Source organism: Frankia sp. KB5, from assembly GCF_002099325.1.
GTDB classification, from domain to species: domain Bacteria; phylum Actinomycetota; class Actinomycetes; order Frankiales; family Frankiaceae; genus Frankia; species Frankia casuarinae.
Map to the genome: position 1 here is coordinate 1 of NZ_MRUJ01000067.1, position 18,460 is coordinate 18,460.

Genomic DNA, 18,460 nt, shown 5'->3' on the forward strand with positions numbered 1-18,460 from the left:
CAGCCCCGCGCAGCTGGCCCGGTGGGCTCGTGGCCACTGGACGGTCGAGGCCATTCACCATGTCCGCGACCGGACCATGGACGAGGACCGCCACACCATCCRCACCAAGAACGCCGCCCTGAACTGGGCCATCRCCCGCGATACCACGATCAGCGCACTACGCCTGGYAGGCTACAAGAACATCAGACAGGCCCRCCGAGCCACCATCAGAGACCCTGGGCTCGTCCTCCAGATCATCGCCCTGACCAGCCAAAACAGACTTTGACGGAGCCCTGACACGGCGAGGGCTCCGCCGGGCCGCAGCACGCGGGCGGCCTCGGCCGCGGCGGTCAGTACCTGTACCCAGTGCCATGCCTGGGCATAGCAGACCAGGTCGACGACCTGGTCCCGGAAGGGCAACGCCTCCCCGTCCCCGCGCACCGCGGGCAGTCCGGGGCTGCGCTGGCGCAACCGCGCCAGCATGGTCGGCCCGGGTTCCACCGGTACCACCCGCGCGCCCCGGCCGATCAGCAGACGCGTGGCGATGCCGGTCCCGGCGCCGACGTCAAGCACGTCCGCGCCGCGCAGCGGCCGCCCGAGGAACCGCTCGACGTCACGGAAGATGTGGTCGGGATAGCTCGGCCTGGCCGCGGCGTAGGCATCCGCCAACGGGTCGAACAGCGAGCCGGTGGGAGTACGACCAGAAGGGATGGACACTGCGTCATGGTGGCACTCGACCATGGCGGCGAGCCACGGGAACGGTGTCAGCCCCGGAGGTGGGTCAGCCGGCGGTGGACCCGGATGCGGATCAGCCGTAGGTGGATCAGCCGTAGGTGGATCGGAGTCCTGCGGCGGACGGTGCGGCGAAGTGCAGACGGGTGAACGCCAGCGCCTCGGCGAGCTCGGCCTCGCGCTGGGCACGCGACTCGGCCCGCCTGGTATTGATCTCGACCACCACGGTGCCGTCGAAACCGCCGGCGGCCAGCAGTTCAAGCAGCTCCGCACAGGGCTGCGTGCCACGACCGGGGACGAGATGTTCGTCCTTGGCCGAGCCCAGACCATCGGCCATGTGCACGTGGACCAGCCGCTCGCCGAGAAGCTCGGCCATCTCGAGCGGGTCCGAGCGGGACACACTCGTGTGCGACAGGTCGAGGGTGACATGCGCGTAGTCGTCTTCGACCGGGGACCAGTCCGGGGCATAGGCGGAGACCTCCCGCCCCCGCGCCCGCAGCGGGAACATGTTCTCCACCGCGAAGCGGATGTCGGTCTCGCCGGCCATCCGCTCGATGCCCGTCACGAACTCGCGGGCATAGTCTCGCTGCCAGCGAAACGGCGGGTGGACGACGACCGTCGACGCGCCGAGCGTCTCGGCTACGGTACGGGCCCGCACCAGCTTCGCCCATGGATCCGTACCCCAGACCCGCTGGGTGAGCAGCAGGCACGGCGCATGAATGGCCAGAATCGGGATGCCGTGATAGTCCATCAGCCGCTTCAGCGCCTGCGGATCCTGGCTAACCGGATCGGTCCAGACCATGATCTCGACCCCGTCATACCCCAGCCGCGCCGCCATCTCGAAGGCCGAGGCGGTGGACTCGGGATAGGTCGAGGCCGTTGAGAGCGCCACGCGGGCACCCGGAGCGGTCGTGGCCAGCTCGGGCGCTCCGCGCGGGACAATGAGCGAGGAGCTACCGCCACCACCGGGCCCCGAACCGCCCGCGACCCCACCGGACGAGATCGGGGCGGGAGCCATCGCGGTCGGCGACACCGACCGCGCGTCGTCACGCCATGCCTGCAATCCGTCTCCCTGCCGCGCGAGCCGGGGGTTGGCCGTCACGACCGACCTCATCTCCCAGGCTAGGCCATCTCCGCGGCCCCGCCCGCACAGACATCCGCGGGATGACGGTCGGAACCTTCATATCGCCCGTGACAACGGCCACATCGGGCAATTACGCGCATCAAGAACACTTTCTGCAAGGTTCATCTCACCCTCTGCTAGGTGAAGGGAGTTCATCGCTCCGGCGTCAGGATGAGGTGAGCCAGTCCAGTCGGCGCAGGATCACCCCTTCACGCAGGGCCCAGGGGCAAATCTCCACCTCGTCGATGGCGAACAGATCGAGAGCCTCGTCCGCGACGACCGCCCCCGCGACCAACTGGGCCGCCCGGGAGGCGGAGACGCCCGGCAGCGCCGCGCGCTCCTCGACCGACATCCGGCACACCTTGGCCGTCACCTCCACGAGGTCGTCCCGGCGCAGCACCCTGCGGGTGTAGGGACCGCGGCTGTAGGACTCCGCACCGGCGATCCGAGCCAGCGACCGGAAGGTCTTCGACGTCGCCACCGCCCTCGTGTGCTCCCCCAGGGGATAGATGGTGCCCACGATCGGCGCGATCTGGGACCGGACGTAACGGCGCAGCTCGCTGAGCTCGGACCGCTTGGGCGGGTCGCTCGGGGCCAGCCAGTCCCGGGTCAGCCGGYTCGCGCCAAGTGGCAGGGATGCGACCACCTCGGGGTCCTCGTGCATGCCGGCGCCGATCTCCAGGGAACCACCGCCGATGTCCAACGCCAGCAACCGGCCGGCGCTCCAGCCGAACCACCGGCGGACGGCGAGGAAGGTCAACCTGGCCTCCTCCTCCCCGGGCAGGACGCCGATGGAGACCCCGGTGGCCTCGCCCACCCGGCGCAGGACCGCCTCTCCGTTGGTGGCGTCCCGCAACGCCGACGTGGCGAAGGCCGCCAGATCGTGGACCCCGAGCGCGTCGGCCTGCTGGCGCATGTCCAGGACGCAGGAGGTCAGGGCGCGCTCTCCAGCGGCGTCCAGCGCCCCGTCCGCGTCGAGCAGTTCCACCAGCCGCAACGGCACGCGCACGCTGGCGGCCGGCTGCGGCTGGCCGCCCCGGTGCGCGTCCACGACAAGCAGGTGGACGGTGTTCGAGCCGATGTCGATCACACCGAGACGCATTGGACCGGGATGTGGACCCGCCGGGAGCGGACTCACCACGGCCGCCTGCCGTCCCGGGGCGACGGCGGCGTCGGGCTGCGCCACGATCTTCGGAAACCACGCACCCGGACGCACGCCACCGAGCACCTCTTCACCGTTCCCTCCGGCCGCGACCGCCGGGGTCACGGCTCGAACTTGTATCCCAGTCCCCGGACGGTCACCAGGTGCCGCGGGTTGCCGGGTTCGTGCTCAATCTTTGTCCGCAGTCGTTTGACGTGGACATCCAGGGTCTTGGTGTCGCCGACGTAGTCCGACCCCCAGACCCGGTCGATCAGTTGGCCCCGGGTCAGCACCCGGCCCGCGTTGCGCAGGAACATCTCCAACAGCTCGAACTCCTTGAGCGGCAGGGTGACCGTGGTCCCGTCGACGGTGACGACATGGCGCTCAACGTCCATCCGGACCGGGCCGGCCTCCAACGTCGCGTCCCCTACCTCCTCGTTCTCCGACCGCCGCCGCAGCACCGCGCGGATCCGCGCCACCAGCTCCCGGGCGGAGAACGGCTTCGTGACGTAGTCGTCCGCTCCGAGTTCCAGCCCGARCACCTTGTCGATCTCGCTGTCCCGAGCGGTCAGCATGATGATCGGCACAGTGGAACGGGTTCGCAAGGTTCGGCACACTTCCGTGCCCGACAGCCCCGGCAGCATGAGGTCCAGCAGGACAAGATCAGCCCCCCGCCGATCGAACTCGGCCAACGCGCTGGGGCCGTCGGCGACGACCCCCACCTCGAAGCCCTCCCGTTCCAACATGAACGACAACGCGTCGGAGAAGGACTCCTCGTCCTCGACCACGAGCAGCCGGGTCACCTGTTCGCTCCCCTTGTTACGTTGGACGGACCGGCCGACCCGGACCGCTTCCTGTTACCGTCGATGGGACGGGTGGACCCGCCGCGTCTACCGGTCATGACCGATACCGTTCACCGTTCACGAACCGCCACCGAGTTCATCATCGCCATGATGTTCACCATCGCCATGATGTTCACCATCGCCCCGACCGCGGGCGTCGGCATCGGCCCCGACGACGTCGAAGCCATCCACCCCGTCATCCTCGCGGGTTTCGTCCGAGCCGTCCGTCATCGCATCGTCATCGTCGCCGGTGAACAGCGGCAACCGGAGCGTGAAGGTGGAACCCGCGCCCTCGGCGCTCCACACAGAGACCACGCCGCCGTGATTGGTCGCGATGTGCTTGACGATGGCGAGCCCCAGGCCGGTCCCACCGGTCGCGCGGGATCGCGCCGGATCCGCCCGATAGAAGCGTTCGAAGACCCGTTCCAGGTCCTTCTCCGCGATCCCGATGCCCTCGTCGGCGACGGAGATCTCCACGGTCTCACCGCTGCGCCGAACCCCGAGCACAACCCGGGTGCCACGCGGCGAGTAGCTGATCGCATTGTCGAGCAGGTTCGCGACGGCGGTCACGAGCTGGCCCTCATCCCCACACACCGGCAGGTCACCGTCGCCGATCACCGCAACCGAGATCGCCTGGGCCTGCGCTGCCAGCCGGGTGCGGTCGACCGCCTCGGTGAGCACCGCGGACGCCCGCATCGGCCGCAGGTTGGGCAGCGGATCGGCGCCCTGCAGCCGGGAGAGATCGATGATCTCCTGAACAAGACGGGCGAGCCGGGTCGATTCGTGGGTCATCCGGGAGGCGAACCGGCGGACTGCCACCGGGTCCTCGCAGRCCGCGGCGACCGCTTCGGCGAGGACGTGCAACGCACCGACCGGCGTCTTGAGCTCGTGGCTGATGTTCGCCACGAAGTCCCGACGGACGGCCTCGACCCGACGCGACTCGGTAATGTCATCCACGATGACGGCGACATGACCGGACGAGTCCAGCAGCCGGGCCCGGGCACGCACCGCCAGCCCCTCCTGGTCCGGTCGGGGACGGGTGAGGGGGGGCTCGGGGACGGGCGGCAGCTCAAGCTGCCGCTCCTGGTCACTGCCCGCGAGCCGGGTGGCCCGGACGAGATCGGCCAGCTCCGCCACCGCGATCTCGTCGGCGGCGACCACACCCATACGTCGCGCGACCATGTTCACCAGGACCACCCGGTCCGCGGCGTCGAGGACGAGCAGACCGGTCGGCAGGCCGGCGATCACCCGACGCACGAGCCTTGCCGGCAAGGTCATGCCGCCGGTGTCCCCGCCGGACGCCGAACCAGTAGTCAGGTCAGTCGTCGAACCGGCTGTTCCAGGCACCGCTGTCATCGTCCACCATCGTCCGCTCACCCTGTACGGCCTGCCGACCTGCACGAGCCGCGGATGCGGTGTGTACCGGTTGTCATGGCATCCGCCGACCTGTCACCCACTCGCCGCATGCTAGGTGTCCGCATGCCACCTAGGTATTGCTCTRCAAGCCTCCACCGCCGATCGTCGCTAGCTGTTCATCAGACCCATCGTCAATGTTCACCAGAGAGCGAGAGGTCCGCATCATCGTCAGAACCGGAGCGACGCAAGTACCCAGAAGCACCATGATCGAATCAATCCCTCAGGATCTCTGACCCYTCGATCCCCCACCGAATGAGAAGGAGCCGTCCGTGCGGGACGCCTTCACCGACGAACTCGACAGCATCAACCGGTCCCTGATCGAGATGACCAACCTGGTCGCCTCGGCCATGGCCCGGGCCACCACCGCTCTCCTCGACGCCGATCTCCAACTCGCCGAGAACGTCATCAGCGGAGACGAGACGGTCGACCTGCTGCGCAACGAGATCGAGGAGCGGGCCTTCGACGTGATGGCCCGCCAGGCCCCGGTCGCCACCGATCTGAGGATGATGGTGGCCACGCTGCGGATCGTCGCCGACCTGGAGCGGATGGGCGACCTCGCCCTGCACGTGGCGAAGGTCGCCCGCCGGCGCTACCCGGGCCGGGCGGTCCCGCCGGAGCTCCGGGCGACCCTGCTGGAGATGGGGCAGGTCGCGCAGCGCATCGTCGCGAAGGCCGGATCGGTGATCGCCAGCCGGGACACCGACCTCGCCAAGCAGCTGGAGGCCGACGACGACGCGATGGACGGGCTGCACCGCGCCCTGTTCCACATACTGATCGAGAAGCCCTGGCCGCACGGGATGGAGGCGGCGATCGACATCACTCTCTGCGGCCGCTACTACGAGCGGTACGCCGACCATGCGGTCTCGGTCGCCCGCCGGGTGCTCTACCTGGTCACCGGGGATTCCAGCGGCGCGTGAGGGCACCCGGGGAGATCCGCCCCCGGTCTCGCGCGGGCGTGGCCCCCACGCACGGCCCGACGGTTCCCCGCGTGCATCCCGCCGGCGCTACGGCGGCTGCCCGTGATGGCCCGCGATGATGGCACGGGCCGGTCGGGACTATATGACTCAGTCGGGACTATATGATTATAGTCCCGACTATTTTTAGCCTCGACTATCTTCTTGATTGCTTTTCTGACTACTTCTTGGTGCCCTGCGCGGCGACGGCGGCCGCGGCGAGCGCCGCGGCGTCGGGGTCGAGGTACCCCGAGCTCACCACACCCAGCTGGTCGTCCAGCTCGTAGCGCAGCGGGATGCCGGTGGGGATGTTGAGCCCGGCGATGTCGGTGTCGCTGATGTGATCGAGATGCTTCACCAGGGCGCGCAGCGAGTTGCCATGCGCCGCCACCAGGACGGTACGGCCGGTCCGCAGGTCCGGCACGATCGCGTCGTACCAGTAGGGCAGCATCCGGGCAACGACGTCGGCGAGGCACTCGGTCCGCGGGATGACGTCGGGGGCARGGTCGTCATAGCGCTCGTCCACCCCGCTGACCTGCTCCGGACCGATCTCCGGCGGCGGCGTGTCATAGGAGCGACGCCAGAGCTGGAACTGCTCCGCGCCGAACTTCTCCAGCGTCTCCGCCTTGTTCAGGCCCTGCAGGCCGCCGTAGTGCCGCTCGTTGAGCCGCCAGGTGCGGCGAACCGGAACCCAGGTGCGCCCGGCGGCATCCAGCGCCAGCCAGGCGGTGCGGATCGCCCTGGTCAGCAGGGACGTGTGCACCACGTCCGGCAGGACGCCGGACTCCCGCAGCAGCTCACCCCCGCGAGTGGCCTCCTTGGCACCCTTCTCGGAAAGATCAACGTCCACCCAGYCGGTGAACAGGTTTTCGCGGTTCCAAATGCTCTCACCGTGGCGGAGCAGGACGAGCGTCGGCATACCCGAGATCCTGCCCGCTCGGCGGCCCGCTCGGCCAGCATTGCCGGTTGTTGCCTGTGACTCCCCGGCTCGGGGCCGGTCGTGCCGGCGACCGGTTGTCACCCGGCGGCAGGACAGGAATCCGGCGGCACGACAGGAATTCATCCGGAACTGAACGACCCCCGGGCGCTCCGCCGCCGCGCGAAGCGGAGGCGGGCCGTCGGGACTTGCGACGGCGCCCGGGGGTCGGGTGTCTGCCTGGTTCTCGCCGGTGCCGGTGCCCATGGGCCACCCGGCTAGAGGTGAGGACCACGAGACCGGCTAGCGGACAGCCACCTCACGAGTCCTATGAGCATACAAAGCCTGGACCACCTCCCTTCTCGTGTACCCGTGACGCTACGCGGACCCAGGGGCGCATCGCAACGGCTTTTCCGCGCGCGTTGATGGGACGCTCCTGACACCGGCCGGTCGGAACAGCCAGGCCACCCGCGCGGGCCCGGGGCCACAGCCGAACCGTGCGCGGACCCGGCCGAGGCACGCCACGGGGACCTAGACTGAGTCCCATGACCGCAGGGTCCCTCACGACGCCCGCCTCGCTCTCCCCGTTGCTCGGTCTGCCGGGTGCGGTGGCCGGCACTGCCGAAGACGACGCGGTCGCCGCCCACTACGGCGATCCGCTACGGGAACAGCGCGCGGTGCGCGGCGGTGCCGCCGTCGTCGACAGATCACATCGGGACGTGCTGCGCGTCTCCGGCCCCGACCGGCTCTCCTGGCTGCACAGCGTCACCTCTCAGCATCTGTCCGCGCTGGGCGCGCTGCGGGGCACCGAGGCGCTGGTGCTCTCCCCGCACGGCCACGTCGAACACCATCTCGTCCTCGCCGACGACGGCACGTCCACCTGGGTGGACGTCGAGCCCGGCACCGGCGGCATCCTGCTGCGCTACCTGGAGTCGATGCGCTTCATGCTCCGAGTGGAGCCGGCGGACCTCGGCGCGGTGACGGCGGTGCTCAGCGTGCTCGGGCCAAGGGCCGCGCAGGTCGCGGCCGCGGCACTGGGCGGGCCGGGTGACGGCGCGCCCGGCCCGGGCCTGCCCGAACCACAGGCACCCGGCCCGGTCGGGGCGCCGATCACCGGTCCCTACCCGGTCGGCCGTACCGGGACGGGCACGCTGGTCCGGCGGATGCCCCACGGCGTCGACCTCCTCGTCGGCCGGGCCGACCTGACCGGCACCGTCGAGCGGCTGYGCGCCGCCGGGGCGGGTCTGGCCGGGCTGTCCGCCTTCGACGCCATGCGCATCGCCTCCCGACGGCCCCGGCTCGGCCGGGAGACCGACCATCGCACCATTCCGCACGAGGTGGGGTGGCTGGCGAGCGCCGTGCACCTGGACAAGGGCTGCTACCGCGGGCAGGAAACCGTCGCCCGGGTGCACAACCTCGGTCGCCCGCCGCGGCGGCTGGTGCTGCTGCATCTCGACGGCACGGTGGCGGCGCCCCGTTCCACCGTCACGGTCGGCGGGCGCGAGGTCGGGTTTGTCGGCAGCTCCGAGGTCCACGAGGAACTCGGCCCCATCGCCCTGGCGGTGATCAAGCGGTCCGTGCCGACGGATGCCTCCCTCGTCGTCGCCGATCCCGACGGCGCGCCGCTGGCCGCCGCGATCGATCCGGACGACGAGCCAGCCACGACGGCGCCGAAGCGTCCCGCCGGGCGGCTGCGTTCCTGATTCCCGGCCGGCTCGGGTTCCGGCCGGCTCAGACAGTCCGGGCGAGGATCTGATCGAGTTCCCGCACCGCCGGGTCGGTGCCGTGCCGCCGCAGCCGGCGGCGCAGCTCGTCGGCCCGGCGGGCGTTGCGCTTGGATCGCGTCGCCGCCAGCATCGGCAGGGCCTGGCGGGTCAGCTCGCACCCGTGATCGACGTTACCGAGATCCATCTGGACCGCGGCCCACCGAAGCAGGTAGGTGGCCCGGTCCCGGGCCCGGGAGTCTGGCTGGATCGCCAGGGAGCGTTCCAGCCACCGGTCCGCCTGCGCGAGGTGACCGAGATCGATGTAGCAGCTGCCGATCTGCGCCTGGTACTCGGCCTCGTCGAAGTAGGACGACCAGGCGGGCTCCTCAGGCCGCGCGGTGACCATCGCTTCCTCCGAGCAGGCCAGCGCCTGCGCGCAGGCGCTGGCCTCCCCGAGCGCGGCATGGGCACGGGCCCGCCGCATGTGCAGCATGGCGCCGACGCGACCGGACGCCCCCCCGGCGCTGGCCACGGCGGCCTCGGCCAGATCCACCGCCTCCCGCGGGCGGGCGAAGTCCACGCATTGCAGGGACATGTTCTTCAGCACGTTCGCACCGAGCATGCGGTCCCCGCCGGCGTGCGCGGCATGCAGCGCGGTGATCCAGTACCGCTGGGCGGCTGTCTGGAAGCCGGCGTCGAACGAGACCCATCCCGCGAACCGGGCGAGCTCCGCGGCCACCAGATGCAGGTGACGGCCCACGTGCTCGGTATAGGATCCGCGCGCCAGCAGGTCCGCCACCACGCCGAGCTCGGCGTCGACCAGCCGGCGCACGCTCTCCCCACCGAGCCGCTCATCCATGACCCGTAGCCCGGGGATGTTGTGCTCGATCCGGTTCACGATCTGGTCGTCGACCCGTCCCCCGTTCAGGGCCGCCGCCAGCCGGGCCGGTTCCATGCCGAGCCACTGCGTCGCGAGTTCCGCCACCCCGGTCCCAGTGATCGTCAGGAAGCCGCGGCGGTCGGAGAGCGCGTCCTCGACGACGTCCATGATCGAGGTTATGCTGCCACCCGGCGTCCACGGGTACTCGGTGCGCACCGCGTCGCCGGTCGGTAGCCACGCGGGCCAGGGGTGCGACTCCAGGCGATCGTTGGGCACGCCGAGCTCCGCGGCGAGCGCGAGCTGGGACACCCGGTCGGGCACGACCCCACGGTGCTCCCAGCGCCAGACCTTCTGCCGCTCGGCGGCCATGTTCGCCACCCCGAGGTCACGTGCGCGGCGGGCCACGACCCGCGCCAGACGCTGGTAGGACCACCCGCGCTGGGCTCGGATGAACGCAAGCGGATGAGTGCAGGCATGAGCGTTATCCGTCAGCATCGACGATCTCCTCGCAGTCGCATCTCCAGGGGCACTTCCGTGAGTACCTACTAACGCTATGTCGCGACATCTTGGTGCTCCAAGAGACGACTCCGGTGCGATGCGTGCACAGAGGTCACTCCCGGACCACTGGCGGGCCCTGATTGCACGCATGTCCGCCGAGCGTCCGAAAAAAGCGTGTTATATTTTTTTGACCGAATGCGACCACGTCGACCGGTCAGAAATTCTCCCGAGTCGGGCAGCCGGGGACAGGCCCACGGGGAGGGCCCCTCCGCGATTCACGCGGCGCCGATCCGACTGGACGCGCGGGGTGGGAGGGGGGACGGCTGCGGCGGATCGAGGCCGCGCCGCGTCAGATCCGGGCGCCGGCGGCGTCGAAGAAGGTCAGGGTGGACAGCGGTGCGCGCAGGGTGACCCGCATGCCCACGCCGGGCACCTCAGCGGCGTCGACCCTGACGGCGAGCACCCCGGCGGAGGTCCGGACGTACACCGTCCGCTCCGCCCCGAGCCGCTCGCTCACCACGACCTCACCGGTTACCCGCAGCGCGTCCGACGCCAGCGCCACCGGCGCCACCACGGCGTCCGCCGGTACCGATCCCGATCCAGTGGAAGCCGCCGCCACCAGGACCAGGTGCTCGGGCCGGACTCCGAATGCCGTCGCGCCGGCGGGGGCGGGCAGGGCGAATCCGTCCCCGTGCAGTTGGCCGTCATGCCAGCGTCCCTCCCGGACGTTCATCGGCGGGCTGCCGATGAACGCCGCGACGAAGCGCGTGGCGGGCCGGTCGTAGATCTCGTCGGGCGTCCCGATCTGCTGCAGCCGGCCGCCGCTGAGCACCGCGACCCGGTCACCGACCGCCATCGCCTCGGCCTGGTCGTGCGTGACGAACAGGGCGGTGGTGCCGAGCCGGCGCAGCAGGCCCACGATCTCGACCCGCAGATCGACCCGGAGCTGGGCGTCGAGCCCCGACATCGGCTCGTCCAACAGGATCACCCGGGCCCGGGTCGCGAGTGCCCGGCCGATCGCGACCCGCTGGCGCTGGCCCCCGGACATCTTCGCGGGCCGGCGAGCTGCCAGCTCACCGATGCCGAGCATGTCCAGCGTCTCACGGGCCCGGGCCACCGCCGCGGCCTTCGGCAGGCCGCGGCCGTGACGCAACGCCAGAGTGAGGTTCTCCAGCGCCGTCAGATGCGGGTAGAGCGCGAAATGCTGGAAGACCATGGACACGTCCCGGCGGTGGGGTGCGACGCCAAGCTGGCTGACCGCGCCGAAACGCAGATCACCCGACGTCGGCTCCTCGAGCCCGGCGCAGATCCGCAGCAGCGTCGACTTGCCCGAGCCGGACGGTCCGAGCAGCGCGACGATCTCCCCCGGCGCAACCGTCAGCGTGACGTCGCGCAGCGCATGGACCGGGCCGAACGACCGGCCCAGCCCGTCGATCTCGATCGGCACCCCCGCGGTGGCGGCCGTCACCACGGCGGGTCCGTCGGCCGGTTCCGTGATCCGGGTCATCGGTCTCTCCCGCGGCGTCCGCCGGTCAACGGGTGAGTTCCACAGCCTGGCTCTGGGCCGCGGCGAGGGCCCTGACCGGGTCCTCGCCCTTAAGGATGCGCTGCACCTGGTCCGAGATCGCGCTCGGGACCTCCCCGCCGCGGGCCCCGCTCCAAGCCGGCGCCTTCACCAGCGAGGGGATGAGCGCGTTGAACGGCTTGAGCTGCGGATAGGTCTCGTAGAACGACCCGAGCTGGCTGACGGCCTGAGTATCCACCGGGATGTAGCTCAACGCCTCCGTGCTCGCGGCCACGACGTCCGGCGAAAGCAGCGACACGACCAGTTCGGTCGCCATCTCCCGCTGGYAGCGGTCGGTGGACAGGACCGTCAGCGCGTTGCCGCCCGCGACCGGGTGCTGGGTCCCGCCGGGCAGAGTCGGGAACGGGACCGCGCCGGCCCGGAAACCCTTCGTCCCCTGCCCCGCGATGAACTTCAGCCCGCCGGCCACGGAGGCCACCGTCACGGCGGTCATCGCCGTCTGCCGGCGGATGCCGAACCGCAGCAGGCCCTGCTGGGTCGGATCGGCGGAGTGCGTGCCGTAGCTCGCGGCCTTCGCGAGGAACGCGGCGGCCTCGCGGGCCGCCGGGGTGTTCAGGGCGGGCCGACCGTTCGCGTCCTGGATCGGCGTCCCCTTGGAGCTGGCCAGGGTGTTGAGGATCCACTGCCCGAACTGCTGGCCGGTCGGCAGGTCGAGGGGCTGGATATTCTGACCCGAAGCCTTGATCTTGTCAGCGGCGGCGATCACCCCGTCGGTCGTGCCCAGCGTCGCCGGATCGACGCCGGCCTTCTGCAGCACGTCGAGGTTGTAGACCAGGGCCAGAGACGACACCTGCTGGGGAATGCCGATCTGCTTCCCGGCGACCTGCCCGAGGCCGACCAGCCGTTGGTCGTAGGACGCGCGCAGCAGGCGCGGGGAGAGCTCCTGGGCGCCGAGGTCCCGGGCGAAGGTCGGGAGCAGGTCGAAGCCGGCGACCGCCACGTCGACGGAACGGCCGGCCGAGCGGTCGGCGCTGATCTGCTGGACGAGGGAGGTGTAGTCCGGCGCACTCGTGTTGAGGTCCACGGTGAGGCCGGGATGCGCCTTCTCCAGATAGGCCTTGCCGGATTTCGCGACGTCGTTGAGCGTGCCGACGGCGGACATCCGCAGCGTCTTGACCTGGGCCACGCAGGCGGGCGACGCCTTGGCGCCCGCCACGTTGTCGACGCCGGCGTCGGCTGGACGGGCCGTGGGGCGCAGGCTCTCCGCGGGGTCTGCCGGGCTCGCGTCACCACCGCCGCCGCACGCGGTCAGGATGATCATCGCGGCGGCGACGGGCAGCGGCAGCATTCGGCGAATACGGATCACACGTTCTTCCTCTCAGGCACCGGCACCCGTACCGGTAATTCCGGCGGCGAGACGGCGTTGGGCGGCGACGAAGACGACGAGCGACGGCAGGCTGATGATCAGCGCGGCCGCGGCGAGCTCGGTGAAGTCCGGAATGACGGAGGAGGAGTCGGTCATCAGGCGCGCGAGCGCCAGCGGCGGGGTGGCGATGTCCGGCGACCGCGCGACCAGCAGCGGCCACAGGTACTCGTTGTACGACAACAGGAAGCTGAACACCGATACGGAGGCGATCGCGGGCGCGGCGAGCGGCACGATGATCGTCCACAGCGTCCGCCAGGTACCGAGCCCGTCCATCCGCGCGGCTTCCAGGACCGACCCCGGGATGGTGCTCATGTACTGCCGGAGCATGAAGATCATCGCCGCGTGTGTCATGAACGGCAGGACCAGGCCGACCCGGGTGTCAGCGAGTCCGAGCGCGGAAATGGTGACGTAGTTCGGCACGGCGGTGATCTGGGTCGGCACCAGCAGGGTGGCGAGCACCACCGCGAAGGCTGYCGTACGCCCGCGAAAGCGCAGACAGGCGAAGGCGTAGGCGRCCGGGATCGCCGTCACGAGCTGCAACGCGAGGATCGCCAGGCTCACCGCCACCCCCGTGAGCAGGGCAGGTCCGAGATCACCGGCGTACCAGGCGCGGTCGAACGAGCTCAGGTCGATGCTGGACGGGATCGGGTTCGACGTCAGCGCCAGCGCGGTCTGCCGCGGCCCAACGGCGGTCCGCACCATCCAGACGAAGGGCAGGACGGCCGCGACGATGCCGATCGTGAGCAGGACGAGACGCCCGATCGTCGGTCCGGTCGGTGACCGGCGGCGACCGCGCCGCGATGCCGGGATCGGCGCCGGCGCCGATCCCGGTTGCGGAGCCCRCCGACGCGAGGCTCGCCGCACGGCGTGGCCACGGGGCGTCGGCCCGGACGCCGGACTGGAGGTGTCGACGCTCACGCGGCGGCCTCCCGGGTGCGTCGGATGCGGCGCCCGAGCAGCCCACCAGCAGCACCCAGTGYCACGATCACGACAAACAGCATCAGGGCGATCATCGAGGCATATCCGATGCGGAACGATCCAGTGAATCCGACCTCGTAAATGTAGTAAATGATCGTCGTGCTGGAGTCCAGGGGGCCACCTTTCGTGAGCACCGCGACCGTTTCGAAGGTCTGCAGGGTCAGAATGGTGAYGAACATCCCCAGGAAGATCGTCGTCGGGGCGAGCAGCGGCAGGGTGATGTGACGCAGCCGGGCGAATCCGTGGATGCCGTCCACGTCCGCCGCCTCGTACACCGATCTCGGGATCGCCGTCAGCCCGGCGAGATAGACGACGAAGACGAAGCTCGTCAGCCGCCAACCACCGACGAGGGCCACCACCGGCAACGCGGTCGAGGTGTCGCCGAGCCAGTCGACCGGAGCCACCCCGAACAGCCCGACGACGGTGTTCGCGAGACCGTCGGGGCTGCTGTCGAACATGTAGGCAAACACGACCGCCATGGCCACAATATTCGCACTGACCGGAAGAAACAGCGCACATCGCACCAGCGCCCGGCCATGGGTCACCCGTTCGGCGGCCAGCGCGAGCGCCAGCCCGATCGCGATCGCGGGTACCACCGTGAGGGCGCAGTACAGCAGCGTGTTGCGCACGGCGCCGGCCAGGTCCGCGTCGGAGAGAGCGGTACGCAGGTTCGCCGTGCCGACCCAGTCGAAACGCGGTCCCGTCAGGGTCTTGTCCGTGCCCGCGATGAACGCCGACACCAATGCGGGCCCGATGACGAAAACACCGAGTCCCACGAACGCCGGYAGCAACAACACCCCGGCTCGCCAGCCCGCCCGGCTATCACCCGCCTCACGCGTCACAGWTATGCATCCTGGCCCCACCTGTGCCGGGATGCCGGTACGGGGGTGGCTCCCGCGGAGGAGCAGCCGGTGCCTGCACGTGCCGTCCGGTCCGTCCACATCCCCCGCGCCACCGCCAACGGCCCAGGCGGCACCGCCAACGACTCGGATCGACCCCCACGGCCCACGCGCCGCACCCGGTCGACGGCGAATCGTGGTGACCGATCCGTGGCGGCTGTCCCCTCAACGGCCAACGCCTGCAAGAATGACAGGAAACGTCAGTCGATCTTCGGGAACACCATGAGCGACCGCAGCGAGCCCGACCACGCCTCCGCCTGGGGGCGTGTCGCCGATGACGGCACGGTCTTCGTTCGCACGGCCAGCGGCGAACGTGCCGTCGGATCATGGCGGGCCGGCAGTCTCCGTGAGGGTCTGGCCCACTTCGAGCGCCGCTTCGACGATCTGTCCGCCGAGGTCGAGCTGCTCGAGCGGCGGCTGACGGTCAGCGGGGTCGATCCGGCCGGGATCGTCGGCAGCGCACGGCGGCTGCTCGATTCCCTCGACGAGGCCGCGGTCGTCGGTGATCTGGATGCGCTGCGCACGCGGCTGGAGGCCGTGGTCGCCGCCACTGAGGAACATCGCTCCGCGCTCGCTGCCGAGCGGGCCGAGCGGGCCGGCCGGATCGCCGCGGCCAAGGAGCAGCTGGTCGCCGAGGCCGAACGGCTCGGCCGCAGCTCGGAGTGGAAGACCGCCGGGGAGCGGTTCCGCGCGCTCGCCGAGGAGTTCCGCGCCGCCGGCTCGTTGGACAAGCGCACCGACTCGGCGCTGTGGCGGCGCATCGCCACGGCCCGGGACGAGTTCACCCGCCGCCGGACCGCGCACTTCGCCGCCCTCGACACGCAGCGGGCCCGTTCGAGGGAACGGAAGGAGGCGATCATCGCCGAGGCGGAGGCGCTGTCCGACTCCACCGACTGGGCCGGCACGGCCGCCCGCTACCGGGCGTTGCTCGCCGACTGGAAGGCCGCCGGTCGCGCGGCAAAGGATATCGACGACGCGTTGTGGAACCGCTTCCGTGCGGCGCAGGACGCCTTCTTCACCCGCCGCAACGAGGCCAATGCCGAGCGCGACGCCGAGTTGCGCGAAAACCAGGTCAAGAAGGAGAAACTGCTGGCCGAGGCGACGGCGTTGGATCCGGCCGATACCGACCGCTCGCTGCGTCGTCTCCGGGAGATCCAGGACCGCTGGGACGAGATCGGACGGGTCCCCCGGGAGGTCGCGGGCTCCCTGGAGCGGCAGATGGCGGCCATCGGCGACAAGCTGCGCGAGGCCTCCGACGCCCGCTGGGCCCAGCGCTCCCTCGCTTCCTCACCATTCGTGACGAAGCTGCGGGAATCCGTCGCGAAATTGGAGGCGAAGCTGGCCCGGGCCCAGGCCGCCGGACGCACCAAGGAGATCGCCGACACCGAGTCCGCCCTCGCCGCCCAGYGGGCCTGGCTGGCCCAAGCCGAGGGACAGTCCCACAACGACTGAGCCGCGCCGGCAGGCGCGGGCGCTTCGTATGGACCCGAAAACGGGGAACTGCGGCATCCGCCGTGGTCGAAGGGGCGAAGGTCCGCGGAGTACCAGGTGGTGCACCTCGGGGCGGACACGTCCAAAGAGCGCTAACTGACCGCTTGCCAGAGTTAGCAACCCGACGTATCGTCGACTGCGTTGGTGATGTGTTGTGGCGGCGCACTCGTTTCCGTGCCGACCGGAGCTTGCCGAGGCAGCATGGCCTCCCCTGAATCGCAGCGTCCACGGACGGCGGGCTCTCGGCGGACGGTCGTCCGCGGAGTCCGAGGAGTCCGCGGAGTCCTCGGCCGCGGGGTCCAGCCGTATGCCGAGGTTCACGGATGGCGGGGCGCCCGCCATGGGCGCGGCAACCCGCCTCGCCCTCCGGCGAAGGAGGCGTTCGACCCGGTGGCGGCCCTGAATGTGCGCGATCTCGGCGATTTCATCCGCGATCAGCGGCACAGCGCACAGATCTCCCTTCGTCAACTCGCCAAGCAGGCCGGGGTGAGCAACCCTTACCTCAGTCAGATCGAGCGAGGCCTCCGGCGGCCGTCCGCGGAGATTCTTCAGCAGATCGCGAAGGCGCTCCGCATCTCCGCCGAAGTGCTCTACGTGCAGGCCGGAATTCTGGAGGAACGGCAGGGCGAAGAGAACGTCATGGCTGCCGTGCTGGCGGACGAATCCCTGTCCGAACGACAGAAGCAGGTCGTGCTCGACATCTACGAGGCGTTCTGCCGGGAGAACGCCATCGCGGCGCGGGCCGGCCGCGGCCACCCGGACAGCGACGCCGAGGCCGGGCCGCGCGGGTTCGTCCCCGGCGAGCCCGCCGCCCCGACCGCGGGTCCGGCCGCCATCGGTGATTCGGCATCCGCACGGGGTCCGGCCGCCACCGCGGGAGCGACCTTCGCGGAGCCGACGACGAAACGGAGATCCGCCCGACAGGCGTCGGCGACATCCCGGGGCGGCACCACCACCGCGGCGCGGTCGGCCTCGTCGGACGGTACGGGTAAGCCGTCCCCGGGGACCGCCCCGGGCCGCACCAGGCGATCGAAGGCCACGGGAGGCGAACCGGCGGCGGCGACGAGGACCGAGAGCGGTCCGATCACCGGCRCTCCCCCCGCGTCCCTACCCACACCGRCARCACCGGCAGCACCGGCTCCGCAGCCGACCACCGACAACCCGGTCGATCAGACCTAGATCGACCGGCGGAGACCGCGACGAAAAGGAAAGCGGTACTCCGTTCCTGTACGGCCTATCACCATCCTGACCCTCACATCATTTACCCGACCTTTCACCCGTCGGCGACGAGGCGCTAACAGGAAATCTCTACACGAAATCAACGAATCTTCGAACCGAGGGAGACATCATGGCCACCACGCGCACGACGAACCGCCCCGCCAGCCGTCCCACCGCCCGCGTCAGCGCGCAGGCCCAGGAGGACACGGCCGAGGCGAGGGCCGAAGTCAGGGTTCCGCTGGCGGAGGTGCGCAAGCCGCTCTACGCGTCGGTGGGAGCGGCGGATCTCGCTGTGGCGAAGCTGCTCGCCCTGCCGACGACCACAAGCACCGAGGTTCGGAAGATCTCCGACCGGGTCGGCGCGCTGCCTACCCAGGCGGCGCGGGTTCCGACCCAGGTCGGGACGGCCGTGCGTGCGCTGCCGGCCACCGTCACCTCCCAGATCTCCGACCTGCAGGGACGCGCCACCTACCTCTACAACAGCTTCGCCACCCGGGGCGAGAAGCGGGTGGCGAGCATCCGGCGCAGCCCGGCCACGGAGGAGGCGGTGCAGCGCACCCGGACGGCAGTGAGCCAGACCCGCGCCGCGCGCACCTCGAGTCGCAAGGCGGCCGAGGCGGTCGGCCGGGCCGTGACCGAGGCCGCCCCCGAGAAGTAACGGCCCGCGAACATCGACACACCGGATCACCAACGGACGGTCATTGACCTGTTCCGGTCGACCACGGGTCCGGGGCCTG

At 70.5% G+C, this 18,460-nt stretch carries 15 protein-coding genes and 1 pseudogene; 5 read left to right on the forward strand and 11 right to left on the reverse strand.

Annotation, left to right across the window (positions count from 1 at the left end):
* Window positions 1–276: 276 nt before the first annotated feature.
* The 5 genes and pseudogenes from KBI5_RS07665 to KBI5_RS07685 all read right to left on the reverse strand — a co-directional run.
* Window positions 277–720: pseudogene (locus KBI5_RS07665) on the reverse strand (class I SAM-dependent methyltransferase); the annotation flags it as partial.
* A gap of 82 nt (window positions 721–802) precedes the next feature.
* Complete coding sequence (locus KBI5_RS07670) at window positions 803–1,813, reverse strand: sugar phosphate isomerase/epimerase (RefSeq protein ID WP_023839825.1); 1,011 nt, start codon at window positions 1,811–1,813, stop codon at window positions 803–805.
* Window positions 1,814–2,000: 187 nt separating this feature from the next.
* A complete protein-coding gene (locus KBI5_RS07675; protein WP_347272477.1) occupies window positions 2,001–3,101 on the reverse strand; it encodes a Ppx/GppA phosphatase family protein in 1,101 nt (366 codons plus the stop codon).
* Window positions 3,098–3,769: a response regulator transcription factor gene (locus KBI5_RS07680; protein WP_116289868.1), complete on the reverse strand. Its 672-nt coding sequence runs from the start codon at window positions 3,767–3,769 to the stop codon at window positions 3,098–3,100. Before KBI5_RS07680 ends, KBI5_RS07675 begins: the two co-directional genes overlap by 4 nt.
* 126 nt (window positions 3,770–3,895) lie before the next feature.
* The gene (locus KBI5_RS07685; RefSeq protein ID WP_241882734.1) at window positions 3,896–5,095 is read right to left on the reverse strand and encodes an ATP-binding protein; all 1,200 of its coding nucleotides are present in this window, start codon (window positions 5,093–5,095) and stop codon (window positions 3,896–3,898) included.
* Window positions 5,096–5,502: 407 nt separating this feature from the next.
* Here KBI5_RS07685 and phoU point away from each other — a divergent pair, with 407 nt between their 5' ends.
* Window positions 5,503–6,150, forward strand: coding sequence for a phosphate signaling complex protein PhoU (phoU, locus tag KBI5_RS07690; protein ID WP_011434932.1), 648 nt, complete (start codon window positions 5,503–5,505; stop codon window positions 6,148–6,150).
* 217 nt (window positions 6,151–6,367) lie between these two features.
* Here phoU and KBI5_RS07695 read toward each other — a convergent pair whose 3' ends face one another.
* Entirely contained in the window at window positions 6,368–7,105 is a 738-nt protein-coding gene (locus tag KBI5_RS07695; RefSeq protein WP_085014801.1) for a phosphoglyceromutase, read from the reverse strand.
* 542 nt (window positions 7,106–7,647) lie between these two features.
* Here KBI5_RS07695 and KBI5_RS07700 point away from each other — a divergent pair.
* Window positions 7,648–8,805, forward strand: a complete 1,158-nt coding sequence (locus tag KBI5_RS07700; protein WP_085014803.1) for a folate-binding protein YgfZ — start codon at window positions 7,648–7,650, stop codon at window positions 8,803–8,805.
* A 28-nt stretch (window positions 8,806–8,833) separates the two neighbouring features.
* Here the strand turns inward: KBI5_RS07700 and KBI5_RS07705 are convergent, their stop codons facing one another.
* From KBI5_RS07705 to KBI5_RS07725, 5 genes are all read right to left on the reverse strand, one after another.
* Complete coding sequence (locus KBI5_RS07705) at window positions 8,834–10,183, reverse strand: transcriptional regulator (RefSeq protein ID WP_011434929.1); 1,350 nt, start codon at window positions 10,181–10,183, stop codon at window positions 8,834–8,836.
* Window positions 10,184–10,535: 352 nt separating this feature from the next.
* Entirely contained in the window at window positions 10,536–11,693 is a 1,158-nt protein-coding gene (locus KBI5_RS07710; RefSeq protein ID WP_011434928.1) for an ABC transporter ATP-binding protein, read from the reverse strand.
* A gap of 25 nt (window positions 11,694–11,718) precedes the next feature.
* Window positions 11,719–13,077 (reverse strand): extracellular solute-binding protein, encoded by a 1,359-nt coding sequence (locus KBI5_RS07715; protein ID WP_085014805.1) that lies wholly within the window; start codon window positions 13,075–13,077, stop codon window positions 11,719–11,721.
* 12 nt (window positions 13,078–13,089) lie between these two features.
* Entirely contained in the window at window positions 13,090–14,055 is a 966-nt protein-coding gene (locus KBI5_RS07720) for a carbohydrate ABC transporter permease (protein ID WP_085014806.1), read from the reverse strand.
* Entirely contained in the window at window positions 14,052–14,957 is a 906-nt protein-coding gene (locus KBI5_RS07725; protein WP_085014809.1) for a sugar ABC transporter permease, read from the reverse strand. The genes KBI5_RS07720 and KBI5_RS07725 overlap by 4 nt, the downstream gene beginning before the upstream one ends.
* A gap of 279 nt (window positions 14,958–15,236) precedes the next feature.
* Here KBI5_RS07725 and KBI5_RS07730 point away from each other — a divergent pair, with 279 nt between their 5' ends.
* From KBI5_RS07730 to KBI5_RS07740, 3 genes are all read left to right on the forward strand, one after another.
* On the forward strand, window positions 15,237–16,466 hold the full coding sequence (locus KBI5_RS07730; RefSeq protein WP_241882730.1) for a DUF349 domain-containing protein: 1,230 nt from the start codon (window positions 15,237–15,239) through the stop codon (window positions 16,464–16,466).
* A gap of 429 nt (window positions 16,467–16,895) precedes the next feature.
* Window positions 16,896–17,684 carry a helix-turn-helix transcriptional regulator gene (locus KBI5_RS07735; protein ID WP_085014810.1) on the forward strand — a complete coding sequence of 263 codons (789 nt, stop codon included), beginning with the start codon at window positions 16,896–16,898 and terminating at the stop codon, window positions 17,682–17,684.
* A 169-nt stretch (window positions 17,685–17,853) separates the two neighbouring features.
* Entirely contained in the window at window positions 17,854–18,381 is a 528-nt protein-coding gene (locus KBI5_RS07740) for a hypothetical protein (protein ID WP_011434922.1), read from the forward strand.
* Window positions 18,382–18,460: the final 79 nt, after the last annotated feature.